The following is a 21,294-nucleotide window of genomic DNA, read 5'->3' as shown; positions in this document are numbered from 1 at the left end:
CCTAGGCCCGGCGCGGGGTTACCCGGACACCGCCTGACTGTGTCCACGTAACGGTTGTCCGCTCGAAGTTCTGCGTGCAGGAGGTGCTGCCGGAGCAGGTCTGGTTTCCCGTCGACATTCCCCAGGTGCCGTGGATTCCGCCGGAGGCGGTCCACGCGGTGCCGATCTGGCCGGGCAGGTAGATGCTGCTCACTCCGTTGGCCTGGGTCCAGTACGCGGTGGTCCGTTCAAAGTCCTGCGTGCAGTAGGTCGGGTAGCACACCTGGTTTTCCGTCGGCATGCCCCACGTTCCGTGGATCCTGCCGGACGCGGTCCAGGCCTTGCCGATCGGATCCGCAAGGACAACAGTCTTGACGCCCTTGGCCGCAGTCCAGTACGCGACGGTCCGTTCAAAGACCTGCGTGCAGTAGGTGGGCTCACAGGTCTCGGGAGACTGGGGCAGGCCCCAGGAGGAGGAACCGAAGATGGTTCCCGAGGCGGTCCAGGCCTTGCCGATGGGGCCGGTGGTCTGGACCGTGGTTACGGCTCCGTTTTTCGGCCAGTAGGCCGTGTGGCGTTCGAATACCTGCGTGCAGTAGGTCGGGTAGCACGCCTGGTTGGTCAGGGGGATGCCCCAGGACGCGGCGCCGCCGAGCCCGCCGGAGGCTTTCCAGGCCTTGCCGACGCTCTCATTCAGTGCCACGGAGGTGACGCCGGTGGCCTGCATCGAATAGACGGAACGGCTCTCGAACTCCTGCGTGCAGTAGGTCGGGTAGCAGGCCTCGTTGCCGGTGGGCCTGCCCCAGCCGGAGGTTTTGCCAGCACCGGTCCAGGCGCCGCCGATGAGGGAGGACGTCCTGACGGTGTGGACTCCCGAAGCCTGGGTCCAGAACGCGGTGTCCCGTTCGAAGGTCTGGGTGCAGACGTTGCCGGTGCAGGTTTCCCCGCTGGTGGGCATACCCCAGGAAGCGGCGCCGTAGATGGTTCCGGCAGCCCGCCAGGCGCTGCCGATGGCGCCGGGCAGGTAAATGGTGCGCACGGCGCCGTCGTTGCCGCGGTAAGCGGCGGTACGTTCAAAGGACTGTGTGCAGTACGTGGGCTCACAGATGTGGTTGCTGCTGGGGATGCCCCAGGACGCAGAACCGTAGATTGTGCCTGCAGCGGTCCATGCCCGGCCGATCTCCGTGTTGAGGAGGACCGTGCTGACGCCCGAGGACGGCCGGAAGTAGGCCACCGCCCGTTCGTAGCTCTGCGTGCAGTAAACGCTGCCGTAACAGACTTCTGCGCCCGTGGGCAGGCCCCAGGACGAGGCGCCGTAAATGGTGCCGGCGGCCTTCCAGGCATTGCCGATGGCTCCGGCGGTGTAAACGGTCCTGACTTCTCCTGTGGAGGTAATCAAATAGGCCGTCGTCCGGTCGAAAGCCTGGGTGCAGTAGGTCGGATAGCAGCTTTCGTTGCCTGTCGGCAGCCCCCAGGAGCCGTCAACGCCGTTGGCTGCCTGCCAGGCCGCACCGATCGGCCTGCGGGTATCCACGTTGTAGCTGTCGGCGCGGCGGCTGAATTCGTGGAGCTCGGTGGAGCTGCCGTTGAAGACGTTGGAGTCCCCGGCGAACGGTCCGCTGCTGCTGTACTGCCAGACGTTGTAGCTTGACCAGCCGGCGGGCAGGGCGCCTGCACCTACCTGGTTGTAGTTGGCGATGTGCAGCGGGTGGTCGGCAAACGCCGTGCTGCTGCCCGTGCACCGGTTCCACCAGTCCGTCGTGGAATAGATCATGGGCAGCCGGCCGGTCCGTGCCTTCACCGTATTGGAGAAGTCCCGGATCCAGGACACCATCTGCGCCGCGGAAAGGTTGTAGCAGGTGTTGCCCAGCTCGGCGTAGGGGTTGTACTCGATGTCCAGCAGCGGGGGCAGCGTGCGGCCGTCGGCGGACCACCCGCCGCCGTTGTTGACGAAGTAGTTTGCCTGATCCGCGCCCGAAGAGACACCGGGAATGGCAAAGTGGTAGGCCCCGCGGTACATGCCTACGTCCACCGAGCCGTTGTACTGCTGGTTGTAGTAAGGGTTTTTGTACGACGTCGCTTCGGTCGCCTTCACGTACGCGAACCGGGAACCCTGGTTCCAGGCGTAGCGCCAGTCGACGTCGAGCTGGTGGCTGCTGACATCCATGCCCTGGATGCCCGGCGGACGCCAGTCCGCTGCGAGCTGGATGTTGGCTGCCAGCGAGATGGAGGCGGCCGGGGCAGCCTGCGGTGTTTTCGTTGCCGGAGCGTCCGGCAGCACGCCGTCCCCTGCCAGCCGCTCGACCTTTGCTTCCAGCGCTGTTTCCTCAGCGGTGGGCACCTGGGCATTTCCCGTTTCTTCCAGCCGTTCCAGGCCCTGCCCCATTTTCGCTCCGAGCGGTCCGATGAGTTCGGCCAGCCAGTCTTCCTCGACGGCGCCGCTTTCGGGCTCCACCGGCGGGGTCGCCTCGGGCGTGCCCTCAGCGGGCGCGGACGGTGTGGCGGGCACCGGAGCCGCTGTCGGCCGGGGTGCCGGCGCGGCGCTCTCGGCGGGCTCCGCGGGTTCAGCCGTGGGTGCCGGGCTGGTTGCGGGTGTTTCGACCGGTGCCGGCTGCTGGACGGCGCCAGGTTGTTCCGCGGCTACGGCGGGAAGTGTGCCGGAGGTCAAGGCAACGGCGAGGGCGACCCCGGAAAGCCATTTAAGGGAAAGGGTGCGTGTCATGGGAGCTCCGGTGGGGCAAATGTTAAAGAAGGGGCGGGTGAGAAGAGAATACCGGAAGAACCGGGACGTTTCGGGATATCGGCAATAAGCCGGAGAAGCGCCTGTCGGAGAACGAATTGACCGCGTAACACTCGTTTTTAAAGCAGTGATCTTCTAGTGTCGGGCTTCAAGTCATCACAGGAAGTAAGGACCAATACCCCGTGCGGCTCACCTTGATCCACCCTGAACAATGACCGGTTTTCCGGTAATCGCCGGTGCGGTCGTAGTGCTGGCGGCGATTACTGTCCTGCTTCGCCGGCGGAAGCTGCGGGAGAAATACACGTTTCTCTGGTTGATCGTCGGGACGGTGACCCTGGTACTCGCCCTGTTCCCCGGAATCCTGCGGTGGGCGAGTGAACTTCTGGGCGTTCAGGTGCCCTCCAATCTGCTTTTCGCCGTGGCAATTGTTTTTCTGGCCGGGGTGTGCCTCCACCTTTCACTCGAGGTGACAGCAGTGGAAGATGAAAGCCGCATATTGGCAGAGGAACTTTCGATTCTGCGCGCACAGTTCGAGCAGGCACGGCAGCGCGGCGAACCGGGCAAGCGCGGCGAACCGGGCAGGGGACTGCCGGGCGACGGCGGGCAGGAATCCGGAGGCAGGGCCGGCGGGAACGGGGAAGACCCGCCGGGCTAGGTCAGTGCGTGGCGGCCCAGGACCTGGATCCCGGTGGACGTGGGCCGCGGCAGGGAACGCATCAGCAGCGACACGGCGTGCAGCCGGGATGTCCAGTGCAGCCGGGCGGCGCGGGCCGCCCGGTTCCAGCCGAGCCCGGTGAAGCGCAGCGCCTGGTCCTGGAAGAACCGGCGTTCCTCATCAAAGCGGCGGCCGTCCATCGCCCGGACCGAGGAATCCGAGGCGTCGTGGCGGCGGTAGTGGAAAACGACGTCGCCCGTGGACACCACAATGGAGCCGCCCGAGGCGGCAATGTCCATCAGCAGCGCAAGGTCCTGCACGACGTCGTACTCCGGCCGGAAACCGAATCCCTGGATCACCTCCCGGCGCCAGGCCAGCGAGGGAAAGTAATGCCAGCCGGCGTGCAGGAGGCTGGCTGCCATTTCTTCTCCCGCGAGGGACACCGTTCCCCCGGAACCCGGCGTCAGCACGGATTTGATCCGGTCCACCAGGGTCGAGACGGCCAGCCCGTCACCGTCGATGACGCTGACCCCCGGCTGTACGACGGCGGCCCCGGGGTAGGCGTCCAGCAAACCCAGGACGGCGTCCAGGTAACCGGGGAGCATCACGTCGTCGGCGCCCATCATGACCACTACCGGAGCCTCGGCAAGGCCGAGTGCCTTCTGGAAATTCCTGTTGGCACCGAGGTTCTCTTCGTTGCGTTCGTAGTGGATCCGCGGATCCTGCAGCGAGGTGAACCACCCGCGCGGATCGCCGCCGGGATACGCATCATCCAGCACCAGCAGCCGCCAGTCCGGACTGTCCTGGTCCTGGACGCTGCGGACGGACTGCCGCATCAGGTCTTCGTCGCCGTAATAGGGGAGCAGAATGTCGACCGCAGCCATGGCGCCGCCCTTGAATCGCGCCTTTGGCGCCGGGAAAGCAGAGAAACCCGGCTGCCTTGAATACGGCCAGTTTAGGATCCGGGTACCTAGCCAACAATAGAAAATCACCTAGGTGGTACCTGCTTCCGGTGATTCTCCTGCGGAGTTTCGCGGGCCGCATCCACCGGGGCGGTCTTTATCCACAGCTGCCGGGCACTACCCTCGCCTTCGCCCGGCGCAGCCTTTATCGTGTGGCCCGTTGGCCGGAGCGGACCAACGCCAGTCTCGTGCCGGTGCCTTCGGGCAGCGGCCATGCCGGGGGTAGCGATGGATGCAGCGCGGATAGTCGAAGACGAGGTACGCGAGCTCATCCGCGTGCGCGGGCTGGATCCGCAGGAACAGTCCGCGGAGGTTCGCCGGCTCGTGGATGCTGCCGTCTCCGATTACGACGACCGCTCCCTGCTGGGGACCCTGCCGCCGCTGGGGCGGCCGGAATCCGTTCGCCGGCAGGTCTTCGACGCCGTGGCGGGCTTCGGTGCGCTCCAGCCGCTGCTGGATGATCCCACGGTCGAAGAAGTGTGGATCAACTCGCCCTCCGAGGTTTATGTCGCACGGGACGGCCGGTCCGAGCTGACTTCCCTGACGCTGACGGCCGAGCAGGTCCGGCTGCTGGTGGAACGGATGCTGAAGTCCTCCGGCCGGCGGCTTGATCTTTCCTCCCCGTTCGTAGACGCGGCGCTACCGGACGGGTCCCGCCTGCACGTGGCCATCCCGGACGTGACCAGGCGGCACTGGGCCGTGAATATCCGCAAGTTCGTCGCCCGGGCCCGCCGCCTCGACCACCTTGTGGAACTGGGCACGCTGACCCCTGATGCTGCCCGCTTCCTCGGAGCCGCCGTGGCTGCCGGGTTGAACATCCTCGTCTCCGGCGCCACGCAGGCGGGGAAAACCACCATGCTCAACTGTCTTGCTGCGGCCATCGGACCAAGGGAACGGGTGGTTACGGTCGAGGAGATCTTTGAACTGCAGCTCCCCCTTCGGGACGTGGTGGGGCTGCAGTGCCGTCAGCCGAACCTGGAGGGACAGGGTGAAATCCCGCTCCGCAGGCTCGTGAAGGAAGCATTGCGCATGCGCCCGGACCGGCTGATCGTGGGGGAGGTCCGTGAAGCCGAGAGCCTCGACATGCTGATTGCGCTGAACGCGGGTTTGCCCGGCATGTGCACCATCCACGCGAACAGCGCCCGGGACGCGGTAACCAAGCTGTGCACACTGCCCCTGCTGGCGGGGAACAATATTTCCAGTGCCTTCGTGGTTCCGACCGTGGCGTCCTGCATCGACCTGGTGGTCCACTGCTCCAGAACCGGCACGGGACGACGCGAGGTCACCGAAATCCTGGCCTTGGGACGGCGGGTGGAAGGCGGAATCATCGAGTCGTCCCCGGTATTCGGCCCGGTGGACGGCAAGCTGGCCGTGACGGCTTCCTCCATGCCGTCGGCTGACAAATTCGCTCTGGCCGGCGTGAACGTCGCTGCCCTGCTCGGGGCGGCAGCATGAGCGCTGCAGCGGGGTTGACCCTGGGCATGGGATTGCTGCTGCTGTGGCAGTCCTGCTGGAGCACGACAGCCCGTACCCCTTCCCGGCGGCGTCGAACCGGATACCTGGACGATCTGCTGCGGCAGGCCGGCATCGAACGGGTCAGGGCCGCCGGACTCCTCGCCGCGTGCGCCGTCACGGGTGTTTTCGTCCTTCTCCTGTTCTTCATCCTGACGCTGTCATTACCCATCGCGGCCTGCTTCGCGCTTTTCGGGGCGGGACTGCCTTACGCGTTAGTGCGTATGCAGGCCCGACGCAGGAGGGCCTCGCTGGCGGAACTGTGGCCCGACGTCGTCGACCACCTGCGCTCTGCAATCCGGGCAGGCCTGTCGCTTCCGGAGGCCCTCATCCAATTGGCCGGGAACGGCCCGGAGGAGCTGCGGGGATACTTCCGGGCCTTTGCCGCCGACTACCGGTCCGGAGGCAACTTCGAGGATTCGCTGACCCGGCTCAAGGACAACCTCGCGGACCCGGTGGCGGACCGCATCATCGAAGCCCTGCGGATCACCCGCCAGGTAGGCGGCACCGATCTGGGCAGGCTCCTCGGCACACTGGCCGGTTTTCTCCGTGAAAACGCGCGGACCCGGAGCGAGCTGCTGGCACGGCAGTCCTGGACCGTCAACGCAGCGAGGCTGGCCGTGGCGGCGCCCTGGGCGGTGCTGCTGCTGCTGGCGGCGCGCCCGGAAACCGCCGCAGCCTACAACTCCGCTGCGGGCGCGACGGTCCTGGTCGCCGGAATCGGCATCTCCGTCCTTTGCTACCGCCTGATGCTCCGGATAGGCGCGTTGCCCGAAGACGTGCGGGTGCTGCGGTGACGCCCGGGATGGCGGCAGCGGTGCTGGCTGGAGCCCTGATGGGCACCGGGCTGTTGCTGGTCCTCCACCGGCTGCCGCCGCTGCGGCAGAGGACCTTCACTGCGCGCGTGGAACCGCAGCTGCGTTCCGTGCGGCCCGCGTCGGGGCTCCTGCTGTCCGCCTCCGACATCACGCCTTTCGGCCCGCTGGAGCGGATCCTGCGTCCGTTGCTCCACGACGCCGTCCGCCGGCTGGCCCGCTGGTCTCCGGCCAACCGGACCCTCGCGCAGCGGCTGCAGCAGGCAGGCGGGAACAAATCCGTGTCGGACTACCGTGCAGAGCAGGTCTTATGTGCCGGTTCGGGGTTCCTGGCCGGGGGAGCCGCAGGCGCGCTTCTCGCCGGGAGCGGTCGCATAGGACTTGTATCGGTGGCCTTTGGTATATGTGCCTGCGCCGTTGCCGGATTCCTGCTGCGGGACTACCTGCTGACCCGGCAGATCGAACGGCGCAACAGCCGCATCCTCGCCGAATTCCCCAGCCTTGCCGAAATGATGGCGCTCGCCGTCAGCGCAGGGGAAAGCGCCGTCGGTGCGCTGGAACGCGTTTCCGTCGCTGCGCAGGGGGAACTGGCAGACGAGTTCAGTCGTGTCCTTGCCCAGACCCGCTCAGGACACCCGCTCACCAAAGCCCTGCAGGACTTCTCCGACCGGATCCGTCTGGCGCCGTTAACCCGTTTCGTCGACGGAGTCACCGTTGCCGTCGACCGCGGAACACCATTGGCAGATGTTATGCGTGCACAGGCCCAGGACGTCAGGGACAGCGCCAAGCGTGAACTGATGGAGACCGCAGGCAAGAAGGAAATAGCCATGATGGTGCCCGTGGTTTTCGGAATCCTGCCGTTGACCGTGCTGTTTGCGGTGTTTCCGGGCCTGGCGCTGCTGAGGCTGGGGCTATGAGGCGGCAGGTGAAGGCAAGGCCAAGCATGTCGAGGGATGGAGACAGGATGAGCAGCAATAATGCGAGCAGGCACCGGAACAGCGCACATGCGCCAGGTGAAGGATGGAGAGCGGCCGTCGCACTGGCAGCGGGATGGTGGTACCGGCTGGTGCGGCAGTGCCAGGCAGCTCTGCACCCGAAGGACCCGGAGCGCGGAGATGTGCCCGGGTGGGTGATGATCACCCTCATGTCCGCCATCCTCGTGGCTGGACTGCTGCTCCTGGTGCAGCCGGCCCTTGAGCGGTTGTTCGAATCCGCAATAGAACAGGTGCAGCCATAAAGCGCTGGCAGGGTCGCCGGGCGGACCGGTTTGCCGGCTGCGGTCCGGAGCGGGAACGGGGATCCGCCGTCGTCGACTTCGTTATGGTGGGCGCGCTGGTGAGCCTGGTGTTTATGGCTGTGGTGCAGTTGGCGCTGGTGCTGCACGTTCGCAACACCCTGATCGACGCCGCAGCCACGGGCGCGCGCTACGGCACGCTGGCGGACCGCACCCCGGCGGACGGCGCGGCGCGTACGGCCGCCCTGATCGGCAGCTCACTCGGCGAGGAGTATGCCGGGGACGTTAGCTACGCAGAGCAGACCGTGGACGGCGCACGCCTGCTGGAGATCACGGTGCGGGCACCGCTGCCGGTCATCGGTTTCATCGGACCCGGTGACGGAATCGAGGTGAAGGGGCATGCGGCCAGACGGTGAGGGAGAGACGGGACAGGCACCAAACGACGCCGGCAGTGCCGTCGTCGAGTTCATTTTCCTGGGCCTGATCCTCCTGGTGCCCGTGGTGTATCTCGTGATCACCGTCGGCCGGATCCAGGCGGCGTCCTTCGCAGTGGTCGGTGCGGCCGACGCTGCGGCCAAGGTCTATGCGGCAGCACCCGACGCTGTGGTTGGCGAACAGCAGGCGGCAGATGCGGCCGAGCTCGCGCTGAGCGACTTCGGGCTGCAGGCGGACGGCATGCTGATGGACATCAGCTGCTCCGAAACCTGTCTGGCACCCGGCTCGACCGTCACTGTCAGCGTCCGGTATGAGGTGCCGCTTCCCGGGCTTCCGCGGGCTGACGGGTCGCCGGTAGCGGTGGATTCCGAGTCCACGCAGGTTGTGGAGCGCAACGGATGAGCCGGGGGTTTGGGAAACGGCCGCCGGCCGGGCAGCGGGAGGACGGGGAGCGCGGGCAGGTCGGGGTGCTGATCATCGGGTACACCGTGCTGGCACTGCTGACCGTCACAGTGGTGATGGCGGCGTCGTCCGTCTATCTCGGGCAGAAAAAGCTGCTTTCGGCTGCCGACGGTGCGGCCGTGGCTGCGGCGGACACGTTCTCGCTGGGGGAGGCCGCCGCAGGAACGGGGCCGGCGGCCGTGCTGGAGGCCGACGCCGTCCGCAGCGCCGCCCGCCGCTATCTCGCCGAAACGGGTGCGGAGGAACGGTTCACGGAGCTTGCGGTAACCGAAGAGACCGGCACGGCGGACGGCCGGACCGCGCGCGTGGTTCTGGCGGCGCGGGTCCATCCGCCCATCGTCAATTTCCTGGTGCCGGACGGAATCTCCATCACCGCGGTCAGTGAAGCCCGGGCCCGGCTGCTGCAGTGAAAAGTTACGAAGCCTTCCGCTGTGCCTGCGCCTGCGCCTGTGCCTCGCGCACCGGGCCGTGGCCCCAGCCGCCGTGGTCCACGTCCAGGATCCGGCCGTCCTCGCCGTAGCAAATGGTCACCGGCTCACCGAACTGTTCGCAGTCGCTGTCAGGGCACTTGTCCTTCATATTGCCCACATACTCGTTGGAAAAGTGTTGCTCCCACTCGTCCACTTTGCCCATGGCCCAGGGATCGCCCTGCTCGGCAAGGTCGTTGAGTTCGTCCAGGGTGTACATGCGTCCGCGCTCGGGATGGGTCAAGAGAGGCTCCTTCGAAAGGGCGTACATTCCATATCCGTCCCCATTAATCTAACGCCGCCCACGGACACCGCCGCGCGCATCGGCCCCGGCGCGTCCCGGTGTCGGCATTGCCCGGCACGACGACGGCGGGCAGCGGCGCAGGGACATGGCGTAGTCTGTAAGCACCATGGCAGAAATAGATTTTCCCGCAGAAATCCGCGCCCTCCGCTCCACTTTCGCCTCCATTGAAGAGGTCTCGGACGTGGCAAAGATCAAAGAGGACATCGAAGAGCTGAGCGAGATGGCCGGCGTCCCCGATCTTTGGGACGACCCCTCCGAGGCGCAGAAGATCACTTCCAAGCTCTCGCACCGCCAGTCGGAGCTGGAGCGCCTGCAGACCATCGAATCCCGCATCGACGACCTTGAGGTCCTGGTGGAACTGGCCCAGGACGAGGCCGACGCGGATTCCAAGGCCGAGGCCGTGACGGAACTGGAGTCCCTGCGCCGGTCCCTGTCCCAGCTGGAAGTCGTCACCCTGCTTTCCGGTGAATACGACGAACGCGAAGCCGTGGTGACCATCCGTTCCGGTGCCGGGGGAGTGGACGCCGCAGACTTCGCCGAGATGCTGCTGCGCATGTACCTGCGCTGGGCCGAACGGCACGGATACCCCACCACCGTCCTGGATACCTCCTACGCCGAAGAGGCCGGCCTCAAGTCCGCCACCTTCGAGGTCAAGGCTCCCTACGCCTACGGCACCCTGGTGGTGGAGGCCGGCACGCACCGCCTGGTCCGCATCAGCCCGTTCGACAACCAGGGCCGCCGGCAGACGTCCTTTGCCGCCGTCGAGGTCATTCCGCTGATCGCACCCACGGACCACATCGACATCCCGGACAACGAAATCCGCGTCGACGTCTTCCGCTCCTCCGGTCCGGGCGGCCAGTCCGTGAACACCACCGACTCCGCCGTCCGGCTCACCCACCTTCCCACCGGCACGGTGGTCTCCATGCAGAACGAAAAGTCTCAGCTGCAAAACCGTGCCGCCGCCATGCGCGTGCTCCAGTCCCGCCTGCTGCTGTTGAAGAAGGAGCAGGAGGACGCCGAGAAGAAGGCCTTTGCCGGCGACGTCAAGGCTTCCTGGGGCGACCAGATGCGCTCCTACGTGCTCAACCCGTACCAGATGGTCAAGGACCTCCGCACCGAACACGAGGTGGGCAACACCTCCGCAGTGTTCGACGGCGAGATTGACGACTTCATCGATGCCGGCATCCGCTGGCGTGCGCACGGCAGCGTCTCCGCCCGCAAATAGGCCGCGGCGGCTGCGGTCGGGGACTGGACCCCGTCCGCGGGCAGGTTCCCGGCCCCCTGGTGCCGGTGTGCAGTCCGACACGCGCTATCGGGTTGTGGCTCACTGCGTCGGAAGCTGGCTATAGTCGAGAGGCCGGTGCCCATACCCCGAACCAAGGCCCGTGTCTCCGGCCGCTTCATGGGCACTAAGTAGTGATGATCACTTTCGACAATGTCACCAAGCTCTATGACCGGAACTCCCGGCCTGCGCTCAACTCGGTCAGCCTTGACGTGGACCGCGGCGAGTTCGTGTTTCTCGTAGGCGCTTCCGGCTCCGGTAAATCGACGTTTATCCGGCTGATCATGAAAGAGGAGCACGCCACCAAGGGCACCGTCTACGTAGCCGGCGCCAACGTGGCGAAGATTCCGAGCTGGCGGGTGCCGCGGCTCCGCCGGGGGATCGGCGTCGTATTCCAGGACTTCCGCCTGCTTCCCAACAAGACGGTTTTTGCGAACGTTGCCTTCGCCATGCAGGTGATCGGCCGCAGCCGTGCCGTTATCCGCGACTCGGTGCCCGAAGTCCTCAAGACGGTCGGGCTCGAGGGGAAGGGTAACCGCATGCCGCACGAACTTTCCGGCGGTGAACAGCAGCGCGTGGCAATCGCAAGGGCGATTGTGAATAAGCCCGGCATCCTGCTCGCCGATGAGCCGACCGGAAACCTGGACCCCACCACGTCTTTGGGCATCATGAAGGTGCTGGACCGGGTGAACCAGAACGGCACCACGGTGGTGATGGCTACGCACGACGACGATATCGTCAACGCCATGCGCAAGCGCGTGGTGGAACTGCGCAACGGCAAGATCATCCGTGACGAGCATGAGGGCATCTACCTGGGCGAACCGGAGCCGGAGCGGGACGGATCAGACGTGCCGGATGGGTCCAGCCGTACGGAGAGCGGGGTAGCCGAATGAGGCTCGCATTTGTCCTGGGCGAGATCGGTTCCGGGCTCCGCCGGAACCTGTCCATGGTTGTCTCCGTAATCCTCGTGACCTTCGTGTCGCTGACGTTTGTGGGGGCGGCAGGGCTGCTGCAGCTGCAGATCGGCCAGATGAAGGGCTATTGGTATGACCGCGTGCAGGTTGCGGTCTACCTGTGCACAGAGAACGACACCTCCGCGTCCTGCGCTTCCGGTGCCGTCACCGACGAGCAGCGCTCTGCCATCGAGGCGGACCTGCAGGCGGACCGTTACGTGGAAACCGTTGAGTATGAAGACCAGGAAACCGCGCTGACCCACTTCCGCGAGCAGTTCGCGAACTCTCCGATCGTGGACAGCATCACCGCCGACATGCTGCCGGAGTCCTTCCGGGTGTCCCTGGTGGACCCCGAAAAGTATGAGGTCATCAACGAGGCGTTCTCCTCCAAGCCTGGCGTCGAGTCCGTCAGCGACCAGCGTGAACTCTTCGAAAAGATGTTTACGTACCTGAACCTTGCCTCCGTTGCCGCGCTGTCCATCGCCGGCGTTATGCTGGTCTGCGCCATCCTGCTGATTGCCACCACCATCCGGCTTTCGGCGTTCAGCCGACGGCGGGAAACGGGCATCATGCGCCTGGTGGGCGCCTCCAAGGCCGTCATCCAGCTGCCGTTCGTGCTGGAAGGTGTGATCGCCGCCGTCATCGGTGCAGTGCTGGCCTCAGCGGCACTATGGAGCACCGCGCACTTCTTTATCGGAAACCTGGCGCGGCAATACCCCACCACGGCCTTTATCTCGTCGGAACAGGTCCTGTACCTGACACCCGTTCTACTTGTTCTCGGAGCGCTGTTGGCGGGAGTATCCTCGCTCTTGACACTCCGCCGGTACCTGAAGGTCTAGAGTCATGAGCACTGGGAATGGAATCTGCAAGATCATGGAGAGTCTCATCAATGGATAATGCTGTGCCTAAACGAATCGGACGTGCGCCGGCGTCCCGGGCCCTGGCGGCGGTTGTCGCCCTCCTGACGCTGACGCTCTCCGTTGCGTTCAGCAGCGCGGCAAGTGCAGACGACCTCGAGGACCGCAAGGCTGCCATCGAAGCCGAGAAGCAGAAGGTCCAGGAAGACTACGAGTACCTCGGCGAAGATATTGCCGAGACGGTAGCCAAGCTCAACATCTACAAGGGCCAGCTCCCGGCCGCACAGCAGCAGCTCGCCGATGCCGAGGGACGTGTCGACAGTGCCGCCGGCAAGGTGAGCGCCTTGAATGAACGCGTTGCCCTCGCCCAGAACACCCACGAAACCATTACGGCGCAGATCGAGAAGGACCGTGAGAACATTGCGGCCACCGAAAAGGCGATCGGACAGATTGCCTCCCAGGCCTATAAAAACGGCGGTGTTCCCTCCACCCTCTCGCTGATGTTCGGCGCCAAGGGTGCGGACAGCCTCACCGATTCGCTCGGCATGGCGGAACAAGCGCTTAAGGGCCAGAACGCCGCCGTGGAAAAGCTGTCCCAGCAGAACGCCAATAACGTGAATTCCGAGGCGCGGCTGTCAGCTGTGGCCGACGAGATCAGCAAGCTCAAGGCCCAGGCGGAAGAAGCACTCAAGGCCGAACAGTCCGCGCGTGACGCGGCAGCCGCGGAGAAGCAGAAGGTGGACGACCTGGTTGCCCAGACCACGGCGATGAACCAGGAGCTGGAGGCGCAGAAGCCGAAGCTCCAGTCCCAGATGGCCAGCTTGGAAAAGGAAAGTGCCCAGGTCACTGCGGATATCGCGGAGCGGCAGCGGGTCCTGCTCGAGGAACACCGCAAACGCGAACAGGCCCGCATTGACGAAGCCAACCGCGCAGCGGCCGAAGAAGCAGCGCGGAACAACCGTCCCGCACCGCCGGCCCAGAACATTCCGCAGCCGGGCAGTCCGTCCTCCTTCGGGCTTCGCCCTCCGGTAGTCGGCGCTCCTATTTCCTCCGGCTTCGGCTGGCGCGCAACCCCGGCCGGATCCATCGACTTCTTCGGCAACGGCGGTTACCTGCACTCCGGCATCGACTATGCGCCGTCCTGCAACACGCCGGTCTATGCGCCTGCCGCAGGCGAGGTCTGGCGGGCCGACCAGGGCGGCGGGGAAATGATCGGAACGGGCAACCGGATTGTCCTCAATCACGGTGTGGTGAAGGGCAACGTCCTGGCCACCAACTATTACCACCTCAACGGCTTCGCGGTGGGCGCCGGACAGTGGGTGGAGCAGGGCCAGCTGATCGGATATGTGGGGAGCACCGGAAATTCCACCGGCTGCCACCTGCATTTCGAGACAGTGCTCAATGGTGCCCTGGTGGACCCGAGGACGTTGCTCTAGGCCTACAATAGAGCTTTCGCTAGAACCTACTAAGGAGTTGCCCCGTGCCTAAGGAAAGTGGCCGTAAGGTAGTGGCCACCAATCGCAAGGCCCGGCACGACTACGAAATCCTCGATACCTACGAGGCCGGGATGGTTTTGATGGGGACCGAGGTGAAGTCGCTGCGTGAGGGCCGCGCCTCATTGGTGGACGGGTTCGCCACGTTCTACAACAACGAGCTCTGGCTCGAAGCCGCCTACATTCCCGAGTACCTCAACGGCAGCTGGACCAACCACTCCGCCCGCCGCCGCCGCAAGCTGCTGCTGCACCGCGAGCAGCTGGAAAAGATCATGCGCAAAACCAGCGAATCGGGTTTTACCATCGTGCCGCTGCAGCTGTATTTCCTGGACGGACGGGCCAAGGTGGAGATCGCCGTCGCCCGCGGTAAGCGGGAGTACGACAAGCGCAATACCCTGCGGGAGAAGCAGGACAACCGTGAAGCACTTCGCGCGATGCGCGAGAAGAACCGCGGCGCATGAGTGGAACGTTCTGGGAGCCGCAGGCAGAAGTGGACGAGGAAGCCGCCGCCCGCAAGCCGGCCTGGACGTGGATCGTTACGGCCGTCGACCTCCTGATAGTCCTCGCAGTGTTGCCGGTGGTCATCCTGGTAGTGGTTCCGTTCTTTGCCGCGTACTACCTGTTCCTTGCACACGTGCTGGTATGGCTCGCGCCGGTGCTGGTCCTGGCGAACATCGCCTTGTTCGCCTGGGCCTTCCGCAGCAAGGCGCCGGGCATGACCGCGCTGAGCATCCTCTCGGTCCTCTTCGTGCTCGTCTCGTGGATTCTGCTGGTGGTTTGGGGCTCACCCGTAGTGGTCTTCGGCATCCGGCTCTGAAGCGCTCTGTGAATCATGCGGTACAATGAGTGTTCCGGCTTCGGCCGGATTGGTAACTCAATAAGGGGATGACCGGTTTCGACGATGTTTTGTTGAGACAGGGGAAGCGGGCCGAGGATACAGGGTTATCTCGTTAACGATCTCTGTAAACCAATAAGTGCCGAATCAAAGCGCACTGACTTCGCTCTTGCTGCCTAAGCAGTAAGGCATAGTCCGTCAGCCCGGGGATGCTCTCGCCCCGGTGCCTGGCGTCATTTAGAGGGCCACTGCTGAACACCTTCGCCGTTGGGGTGTTCGGGACTTTTAGACGGCTGGGTCCGGATCAGCCACTTGTCTGCGTGATGGCTGGGACCGAGAAAATCCGCTGCAGACTGCGCCCGGAGAAGCCCTGACAAAGCGACATCGGACGGGGGTTCGATTCCCCCCATCTCCACTGAGAAATCTCCAGCCAAAGCGGGAAGCGCCTTAGGGCGTTCCCCGCTTTGCTGGTTTAAGCCGGGTTGCACGGGAGAGTTGTTTCTCACACCCGTGCGGTTTACCCCGTTGCGGGGCCTCTTCCCGTCCGGCAGGGCAAGGTGCGTTGGTAAACTTTGTCGTAGGCAGTACCCGCGCCGGCAGGACCCGGAGCGGGCGATATAACCGGTCGGAAGACCTTGTAGGAGACGCACCACTTTATGCAAAGCCCGGCACTCGAATCCCAGCATGACGACCTTTGGAACCGACGCTATGAGCCCAATGTCGCTGAGGTGAACCAGCTTTGCGACTCCCTGGCTGAAATGAAGCCGGGAAGCCAGGTGCCCTACGTCGATCCCATGCACGATATCGGGGAATGCCGGATCGTGAGCCTGTTTTCCAACATCGGCACCGCCCACGAGTCCGGGTTCATCACGGCAGGTGACAATGAGGCCGTGGCACGGCTGCTCGGCGTGCACTGGCAGGCAGGACTGCGGCCGGAGTTCGTTATGCCGTGGAACGCCTACCCGTGGCATGTGCCGGGTGAGCCCAATGGCAAGCTGAGCAAGGAACAGGTCCAGGAGGGGCTGCGGCCGCTGCTGCGCTTCCTGGCCCTGGTGCCCCGCGCTTCCGTCATCGTGGCCCACGGCACCGAGGCGCAGCGCCTCGCCGCGCTGTTCCTCAAGACCGAGAACCGGATGATCTACCGTCGCAGCATCAAGGTCTACAAGGCCCGCTCGCTTTCCGGGCGGTCCTTCGGCGCCACCGCGGAACGTCAGCAGGAGGCGCTGGACGATATGCGCGCTGCCTATACCGACGCTATGGCCCGCACCGGGCTGACTGCCGCACGCTAGGCATGTGACCGGCCGGCGCCGGTCAGGTTCCGGCCCGGCCGTTCCGGCCCGCACCGGGCTGACTGCCGCACGCTAGGCATGTGACCGGCCGGCGCCGGTCAGGTTCCGGCCCGGCCGTTCCGGCCCGGACAGGCCCCGGCCGGAACGGTCCGGCGGGGCAGCGAGCGGGTCAGGCCTCGGCCGGCTCAGCCGGGGCGTCCACTACCCCGATGAAGCGGGAGCCCACTCCCGGGTACTCGGTGCGGACTGATCCGGCGGCCAGCTCGGGAAGTTCCCGTACCCGGTGGTCTTCGCACGCTATGAAGGTGAACTCGGGCCACCACTTCTTGGGTCGGGCAGCCTCCGTGTAGCCGCAGACTGTGCAGGAAAGCTGTACCCACACGGGACGTTTTCCGGTGCGGTTGGCCCTGGACTGGACCAGCCATCCGGGCGGGTCGGCCTGCATCCGTGCCAGCTCGGCGTCATCCACGTGCGCGGGAATACCGTGGCGGATGGCCATTTCAAGCGGAATATCAAGGATCAGGGCGGCCTGGCGTCGAGTAGTCATCAGTTAAACGATACGCGTTGAAGCATCGCCGCACGCACCGCGGGGCGGCGGCCGCCCGGCCGCCGCCCCGCCGTCGTGCAGGGGAAATATCCGCCCTAGGCCGGCGTTGACTCGAAGAAGGCATCCCGCAGGTTGGCTTCCTCATCCTTGGAGAGGTTCGTGTAGATCAGCTTTACCCCCGAGAAGTCCTTGAAGGCCTCGGCTACCCGGTCCTCCACCGCATCGGAGGACAGGACGAACAACGCCGAGGTGCCGGGAGTGACCTCCTGGCGTACCCGCGAGATGAAATCGTCGTTGATCCCCACGTCCACCATGGAGCCGGACATCGCGCCGATGGCGGCGCCCACCGCCGCACCGATGAGCGGAACAAAGAAGATGAGCCCAAAAAGAAGTCCCCAGAAGCCGCCGCCCAAGGCACCGGCCCCCACCATGTTGTGTTCCTGGATGGTCTTGGGCTTCTTGCGCCCTTCAGGCCAGGTCACGATGGCTTCGTCCTGGACAGCGATGAGGCCCTGGGACTGGAGGCTGGCGAGGGTCTGCGTGGCGCGTTCCGCAGCGTCCGCATCCGAAAATTTCCAAACGGTCAGTGTTGCCATGTCAGTTACTCCAAACGCTAGAGTTCGGGGCAGGTCCGCATACGGAACCTGTCGGCAGCGCCAACGTTAGTGCCGCGCCCGGGCACGTACAAGGAAAACTGCCGTCCCGGGCAGAGCCTGCACTGTAACTCCCGGCAGCCCTGTGCGGGCTGACGGCTCGGACGTATTATGCACAGGACACGCTGAAAGGACGGCCGTCCATGGTGCCTCCCAACGATCCCGCCTGGTGGACGAACGCCGTCGTCTACCAGATCTATCCCCGCAGCTTTGCAGACTCGACCGGTGACGGCATCGGCGACCTCGGCGGCATCATCGAACACCTGGACTACTTGGCCGAACTGGGGGTGGACGTGGTGTGGCTGTCGCCGATCCAGCAGTCGCCCCAGTTCGATAATGGCTATGACATCAGCGATTACCGCCGGATCGACGAAATGTTCGGCACGGAGGAACAGTTCGACCTCCTGTTGGAAGGCCTGCACGAACGCGGCATCCGCCTGATCATGGACCTGGTGGTCAACCACACCTCCATCGAATACCCGGGCTTCCAGTCCTCCAGGAACAAGACGTCGCCGAAGCGGGACCGCTATTGGTGGCGGGACGCCCGCCCGGGCTTCGAACCAGGGGAACCGGGGGCGGAGCCGAACAACTGGCGCTCGTTTTTCGGCGGTTCGGCGTGGACCTTCGATCCACTCACCAGCCAGTACTACCTGCACCTGTTCACCCCGCAGCAGCCGGACCTGAACTGGGAGAACCCCCGGGTCCGGGCAAAGGTGTACGCGATGATGAACTGGTGGCTGGACCGGGGCGTGGACGGATTCCGGATGGACGTCATCAACTTCATTTCGAAGGACCCGGCATTGCCGGACGGAGTGGTGGAAACCGGCGGGATCTGGGGCGACGGATCGCCGTACTTCGTATCGGGGCCGCGTATCCATGAATTCCTGCAGGAAATGCACCGGGAGGTCTTCGACGGCCGCAGCGGCCAGTACCTGACGGTGGGGGAGACGCCCGGAGTCACGGTCGAACAGGCGCTGCTGTTCACCGATGCGCAGCGGCGGGAGCTGGACATGGTGTTCCAGTTCGAACACGTCAGCCTGGACCAGGGCACCGGCAAGTTCGACCACCGGCCGCTGTCCCTGCCGGAGCTGAAAACGAGCTGGAACCGCTGGCAGCGCGGGCTCGCCGACAGGGGATGGAACAGCCTGTACTTGAACAACCATGACCAGCCGCGCGTCGTCTCCCGCTTCGGGGATGACCAGCGGTACCGGTACGAATCAGCCACCATGTGGGCCACCCTGCTGCACCTGCAGCGGGGCACCCCCTACATCTACCAGGGCGAGGAGATCGGCATGACGAACGCCGGGTTCACCTCGATAGACCAATACCGGGACGTGGAATCACTGAACTACTATGCGGAGGCGCTCGAACAGGGGATGGACCGGGAACGGGTCCTGGAAGCGCTGCGCCGGATGAGCAGGGACAACGCACGCACCCCCATGCAGTGGACCGCGGGCGAGAATGCCGGTTTTTCCGAAGTGGAACCCTGGATTCCGGTGGCTGCGAACTACCCCTCGGTCAACGTGGAAACGGACCGGGCCGCCGAGCAGTCCGTCTTCGGCTACTACCGGGAGCTGGTTCGGCTCCGGCACGAATCGGACCTGGTGTCGCTCGGGGACTTCCACCTGCTGGACCCGGGGCATCCGACACTGTTTGCCTATAAGCGCACCCGCGGGGATCGGGCGCTGCTGGTCCTGGGCAACGTGTCCGGCGAGGAGCTGGGGGTGCCGTCCAACCTGGAGGCCGGAAGCCTCGTCCTGGGCAACTACCCCGACCCCGGCGACCATCACCTGCTGCGCCCCTGGGAAGCCCGGATCCTGGACATTTCCACCTATGCGGGGGGCTAAGGCGGGGGCCAAGCCGGCTATTCGGCGCTGAGGCTGCGGGTGTAAAGGTCCGCGAGACCCGCGTAACCGCCGGACCGGAAGGCGGTGCGCTGCCGTTCCGCGCCGGTACCGCCGGCAAGGACGCGGGCGACGCCGGCAACCGCGTATTCCCGGTCGCCGGCTTCCTCCAGCGCCGGTGCAACATACTCCAACAGCGCAGAGAGGTGATCGGCCGCGGGCAGGCTGCCGCCGGGATGCGAAACCAGGTTACCGCTCATGCCGAAGCGGGCAGCCTGCCACAGGCCGACGTCGAGCAGTTCCGGATCCGGGACGGCTGCCGGAACCGCGGGGACGGCAGACGCCAGGGTGGCCACCAGCGCCCGCACGAGGGTTGCCAGCAGCAGGGAGTCCCGGGCCTGGAGCTGGGCATCCGCAATGCGGACCTCGACCGTGGGAAAGGTATCGGAGAGCCGTGCCGCCCAGCCCACATGGCCGGCGTCGAGCACCACGTCGGTGGCGAGCAGGCTTTCCAGCCGTCGGGTGTAGTCCTGCGCATCGGCGAACAGGGGAGGGCAGCCCTGTACTGACCAGCGCCGGTAGTGTACCATGCGCCAGCTGGCGAAACTGCTGTCCTGTCCCCGCCAATAGGGGGAATTCGCGGCAACGGCACCGAGCAGCGCGAGCCAGGGGCGGAGCCCGTTCAGTACGCGTACCCCTGTGTCGCGGGAGGGGATGCCGACGTGGATGTGGGTGCCGTTGACGTACTGTTCGTGCGCGACGGCTCCCGTCAGGATTCCCATCCGCTGGTACCGGTCGGAGGAATTGAGCACCGGCGGTCCCTCCTGGATCCGCGGTGCCGCTCCGGTGGGGGCAACCCGTACGCCCGCCGACGCTGCCGCTTCGGCCAGCCGGGAGCGGAACCCCAACAGGGCGTCCAGGGCCTCCTCCCGGGTGGTGCAGACCCGGGTGGAGCTCTCCACCTGTGCGTCCAATAGCTCGGCGGAACTGGAGAAGACGCCGTGCTCCGGGGAGATCAGGGCGCGTGTCAGTTCCTGGGCTCCGGTGGGGAACCCGGTGGAGGCATCCATGAGGAGGAACTCTTCTTCGATGCCGAAGGTGAAGACCATACGCATTTCTCCTAAACACCCGCCATGCCGGACTTGGACAATTGTAGGTAGGCGGGGAAGGCGGCGCACCAGGGGTCAGACGGACAACCCCGCCCGTACTGCCCGCCACGTCAGCGTGAGGTAGGGCAGGTCCAGGACGTCCCCCGGTGCGTGTCCGAGGTGCTCGTAAAGGTACCAGGACAGGTTCGAGTGCAGTTTTTCCCGCGCGGCAGCGCCGGCCGACAGATAGAACGCACGTGACCGGGCCAGCTCAAACAGGTCTTCCGGGGTCATCGGCTGCGTCCAGGCTACGGTGGAGGACTCTTCCAGCGTGAACTCCGGTCCGAGCTCGGGCCGGAAGCCAGGGCGCAGGACATCTCCGGCATGGATGATGCGCGAATAGCGGTGGACCCAGGGGATGCTCACGTCGAGCTGGTTCCAGACCAGGCCGAGGATCCCGTGCGGCCGCAGGATGCGGGCGAACTCCCGGCTCGCCGCGGCAGGATCGCACCAGTGCCAGGCCTGGGCCACGGTCACGGCGTCCAGCGAAGCGGCGGGCAGGCCCGTCTGCTCCGCCGTGCCGACCCGCACCGGAACGTCGGGCAGCAGCCGGGAGAGCTGGTCGAGCATGTCGCGGGACGGGTCGACGGCGCAGACATCCAGTCCGGCGGCGTGCAGCTCCCGGGTGTACTTGCCGGTGCCGGCGCCGACGTCGGCCACGTCCCGGACCGCGGGGCCGTCGGGGATGCCGGGACGGGCGAACAACCACTTCACGGCCTCGGCCGGATAGCCGGGGCGGATGCGGTCGTAGTGTTCCCCGCCCGCCTGGTAGCTGTCCGCCAGCTGCCGGCGGCGCAGCGCCTCGAGCCGTGGTCCGGAGGTGCCCAC

Annotated in this window: 23 protein-coding genes and 1 other RNA gene; 17 read left to right on the top strand and 7 right to left on the bottom strand. The window is 65.6% G+C overall.

All coding sequences use genetic code 11. The annotated features are described in order from the left end of the window. Position 1: 1 nt before the first annotated feature. Positions 2–2,701, bottom strand: a complete 2,700-nt coding sequence (locus NNX34_RS00845) for a GH25 family lysozyme (RefSeq protein ID WP_304659651.1) — start codon at positions 2,699–2,701, stop codon at positions 2–4. 229 nt (positions 2,702–2,930) lie between these two features. On the opposite strand from NNX34_RS00845, the gene NNX34_RS00835 reads away from it, so the two are divergent. Beyond that, positions 2,931–3,374: a DUF2304 domain-containing protein gene (locus tag NNX34_RS00835; protein WP_255764698.1), complete on the top strand. Its 444-nt coding sequence runs from the start codon at positions 2,931–2,933 to the stop codon at positions 3,372–3,374. On the opposite strand, the gene NNX34_RS00830 is transcribed toward NNX34_RS00835, so the two are convergent. After that, positions 3,371–4,258: a glycosyltransferase gene (locus NNX34_RS00830; protein ID WP_255764697.1), complete on the bottom strand. Its 888-nt coding sequence runs from the start codon at positions 4,256–4,258 to the stop codon at positions 3,371–3,373. The two genes, NNX34_RS00835 and NNX34_RS00830, sit on opposite strands and share 4 nt — an antisense overlap. A gap of 306 nt (positions 4,259–4,564) precedes the next feature. On the opposite strand from NNX34_RS00830, the gene NNX34_RS00825 reads away from it, so the two are divergent. The 7 genes from NNX34_RS00825 to NNX34_RS00795 are packed head-to-tail and all read left to right on the top strand — an operon-like array spanning position 4,565 to position 9,204. Further along, positions 4,565–5,791 carry a CpaF family protein gene (locus tag NNX34_RS00825; protein ID WP_255765691.1) on the top strand — a complete coding sequence of 409 codons (1,227 nt, stop codon included), beginning with the start codon at positions 4,565–4,567 and terminating at the stop codon, positions 5,789–5,791. Further along, complete coding sequence (locus NNX34_RS00820) at positions 5,788–6,645, top strand: type II secretion system F family protein (protein WP_255764696.1); 858 nt, start codon at positions 5,788–5,790, stop codon at positions 6,643–6,645. Before NNX34_RS00825 ends, NNX34_RS00820 begins: the two co-directional genes overlap by 4 nt. After that, positions 6,642–7,580, top strand: a complete 939-nt coding sequence (locus tag NNX34_RS00815; protein ID WP_255764695.1) for a type II secretion system F family protein — start codon at positions 6,642–6,644, stop codon at positions 7,578–7,580. Before NNX34_RS00820 ends, NNX34_RS00815 begins: the two co-directional genes overlap by 4 nt. A 47-nt stretch (positions 7,581–7,627) precedes the next feature. After that, positions 7,628–7,900: a hypothetical protein gene (locus NNX34_RS00810; RefSeq protein WP_255765759.1), complete on the top strand. Its 273-nt coding sequence runs from the start codon at positions 7,628–7,630 to the stop codon at positions 7,898–7,900. Continuing rightward, positions 7,897–8,313, top strand: a complete 417-nt coding sequence (locus tag NNX34_RS00805; protein WP_255765690.1) for a TadE/TadG family type IV pilus assembly protein — start codon at positions 7,897–7,899, stop codon at positions 8,311–8,313. The genes NNX34_RS00810 and NNX34_RS00805 overlap by 4 nt, the downstream gene beginning before the upstream one ends. After that, positions 8,297–8,734 carry a hypothetical protein gene (locus NNX34_RS00800; protein ID WP_255764694.1) on the top strand — a complete coding sequence of 146 codons (438 nt, stop codon included), beginning with the start codon at positions 8,297–8,299 and terminating at the stop codon, positions 8,732–8,734. Before NNX34_RS00805 ends, NNX34_RS00800 begins: the two co-directional genes overlap by 17 nt. Beyond that, a complete protein-coding gene (locus NNX34_RS00795; RefSeq protein WP_255764693.1) occupies positions 8,731–9,204 on the top strand; it encodes a pilus assembly protein TadG-related protein in 474 nt (157 codons plus the stop codon). Before NNX34_RS00800 ends, NNX34_RS00795 begins: the two co-directional genes overlap by 4 nt. A gap of 4 nt (positions 9,205–9,208) precedes the next feature. Here the strand turns inward: NNX34_RS00795 and NNX34_RS00790 are convergent, their stop codons facing one another. Continuing rightward, on the bottom strand, positions 9,209–9,505 hold the full coding sequence (locus tag NNX34_RS00790) for a hypothetical protein (RefSeq protein WP_255764692.1): 297 nt from the start codon (positions 9,503–9,505) through the stop codon (positions 9,209–9,211). Between the two features lie 166 nt (positions 9,506–9,671). Between NNX34_RS00790 and prfB the strand changes: the two genes are divergently transcribed. The 8 genes from prfB to NNX34_RS00750 all read left to right on the top strand — a co-directional run bounded on the left by prfB (position 9,672) and on the right by NNX34_RS00750 (position 16,274). Next, positions 9,672–10,790, top strand: a complete 1,119-nt coding sequence (prfB, locus tag NNX34_RS00785; protein ID WP_227933148.1) for a peptide chain release factor 2 — start codon at positions 9,672–9,674, stop codon at positions 10,788–10,790. 194 nt (positions 10,791–10,984) lie between these two features. Next, positions 10,985–11,740, top strand: coding sequence for a cell division ATP-binding protein FtsE (gene ftsE, locus NNX34_RS00780; RefSeq protein ID WP_255764691.1), 756 nt, complete (start codon positions 10,985–10,987; stop codon positions 11,738–11,740). Beyond that, positions 11,737–12,639: a permease-like cell division protein FtsX gene (gene ftsX / locus NNX34_RS00775; protein WP_255764690.1), complete on the top strand. Its 903-nt coding sequence runs from the start codon at positions 11,737–11,739 to the stop codon at positions 12,637–12,639. The genes ftsE and ftsX overlap by 4 nt, the downstream gene beginning before the upstream one ends. Before the next feature lie 62 nt (positions 12,640–12,701). Beyond that, on the top strand, positions 12,702–14,093 hold the full coding sequence (locus tag NNX34_RS00770; protein WP_255764689.1) for a M23 family metallopeptidase: 1,392 nt from the start codon (positions 12,702–12,704) through the stop codon (positions 14,091–14,093). A gap of 44 nt (positions 14,094–14,137) precedes the next feature. Then, positions 14,138–14,611: an SsrA-binding protein SmpB gene (smpB, locus tag NNX34_RS00765; RefSeq protein WP_230020787.1), complete on the top strand. Its 474-nt coding sequence runs from the start codon at positions 14,138–14,140 to the stop codon at positions 14,609–14,611. After that, positions 14,608–14,967 carry a hypothetical protein gene (locus tag NNX34_RS00760; protein WP_255764687.1) on the top strand — a complete coding sequence of 120 codons (360 nt, stop codon included), beginning with the start codon at positions 14,608–14,610 and terminating at the stop codon, positions 14,965–14,967. The genes smpB and NNX34_RS00760 overlap by 4 nt, the downstream gene beginning before the upstream one ends. A gap of 64 nt (positions 14,968–15,031) precedes the next feature. Continuing rightward, positions 15,032–15,403: a transfer-messenger RNA gene (ssrA, locus tag NNX34_RS00755) on the top strand. Positions 15,404–15,641: 238 nt separating this feature from the next. Continuing rightward, positions 15,642–16,274: a uracil-DNA glycosylase gene (locus tag NNX34_RS00750; RefSeq protein WP_255764686.1), complete on the top strand. Its 633-nt coding sequence runs from the start codon at positions 15,642–15,644 to the stop codon at positions 16,272–16,274. Between the two features lie 169 nt (positions 16,275–16,443). Here the strand turns inward: NNX34_RS00750 and NNX34_RS00745 are convergent, their stop codons facing one another. Next, positions 16,444–16,821: a hypothetical protein gene (locus tag NNX34_RS00745; RefSeq protein ID WP_255764685.1), complete on the bottom strand. Its 378-nt coding sequence runs from the start codon at positions 16,819–16,821 to the stop codon at positions 16,444–16,446. Positions 16,822–16,916: 95 nt separating this feature from the next. Further along, complete coding sequence (locus NNX34_RS00740) at positions 16,917–17,417, bottom strand: DUF1269 domain-containing protein (protein WP_255764684.1); 501 nt, start codon at positions 17,415–17,417, stop codon at positions 16,917–16,919. 200 nt (positions 17,418–17,617) lie between these two features. Between NNX34_RS00740 and NNX34_RS00735 the strand changes: the two genes are divergently transcribed. Further along, positions 17,618–19,321: an alpha-glucosidase gene (locus tag NNX34_RS00735; protein ID WP_255764683.1), complete on the top strand. Its 1,704-nt coding sequence runs from the start codon at positions 17,618–17,620 to the stop codon at positions 19,319–19,321. Positions 19,322–19,338: 17 nt separating this feature from the next. On the opposite strand, the gene NNX34_RS00730 is transcribed toward NNX34_RS00735, so the two are convergent. Together NNX34_RS00730 and NNX34_RS00725 are read right to left on the bottom strand one after the other, a co-directional pair. Next, positions 19,339–20,433 (bottom strand): glutamate--cysteine ligase, encoded by a 1,095-nt coding sequence (locus NNX34_RS00730; RefSeq protein ID WP_255764682.1) that lies wholly within the window; start codon positions 20,431–20,433, stop codon positions 19,339–19,341. 69 nt (positions 20,434–20,502) lie between these two features. Next, complete coding sequence (locus NNX34_RS00725) at positions 20,503–21,294, bottom strand: class I SAM-dependent methyltransferase (RefSeq protein ID WP_255764681.1); 792 nt, start codon at positions 21,292–21,294, stop codon at positions 20,503–20,505.

Origin of the sequence: Arthrobacter sp. zg-Y1116 (assembly GCF_024385485.1) — a bacterium.
In the GTDB taxonomy this organism is placed as follows: Bacteria; Actinomycetota; Actinomycetes; order Actinomycetales; family Micrococcaceae; genus Arthrobacter_B.
Note: the sequence above shows the minus strand (reverse complement) of the source record. Positions and strands in the feature narration are given on the sequence as shown.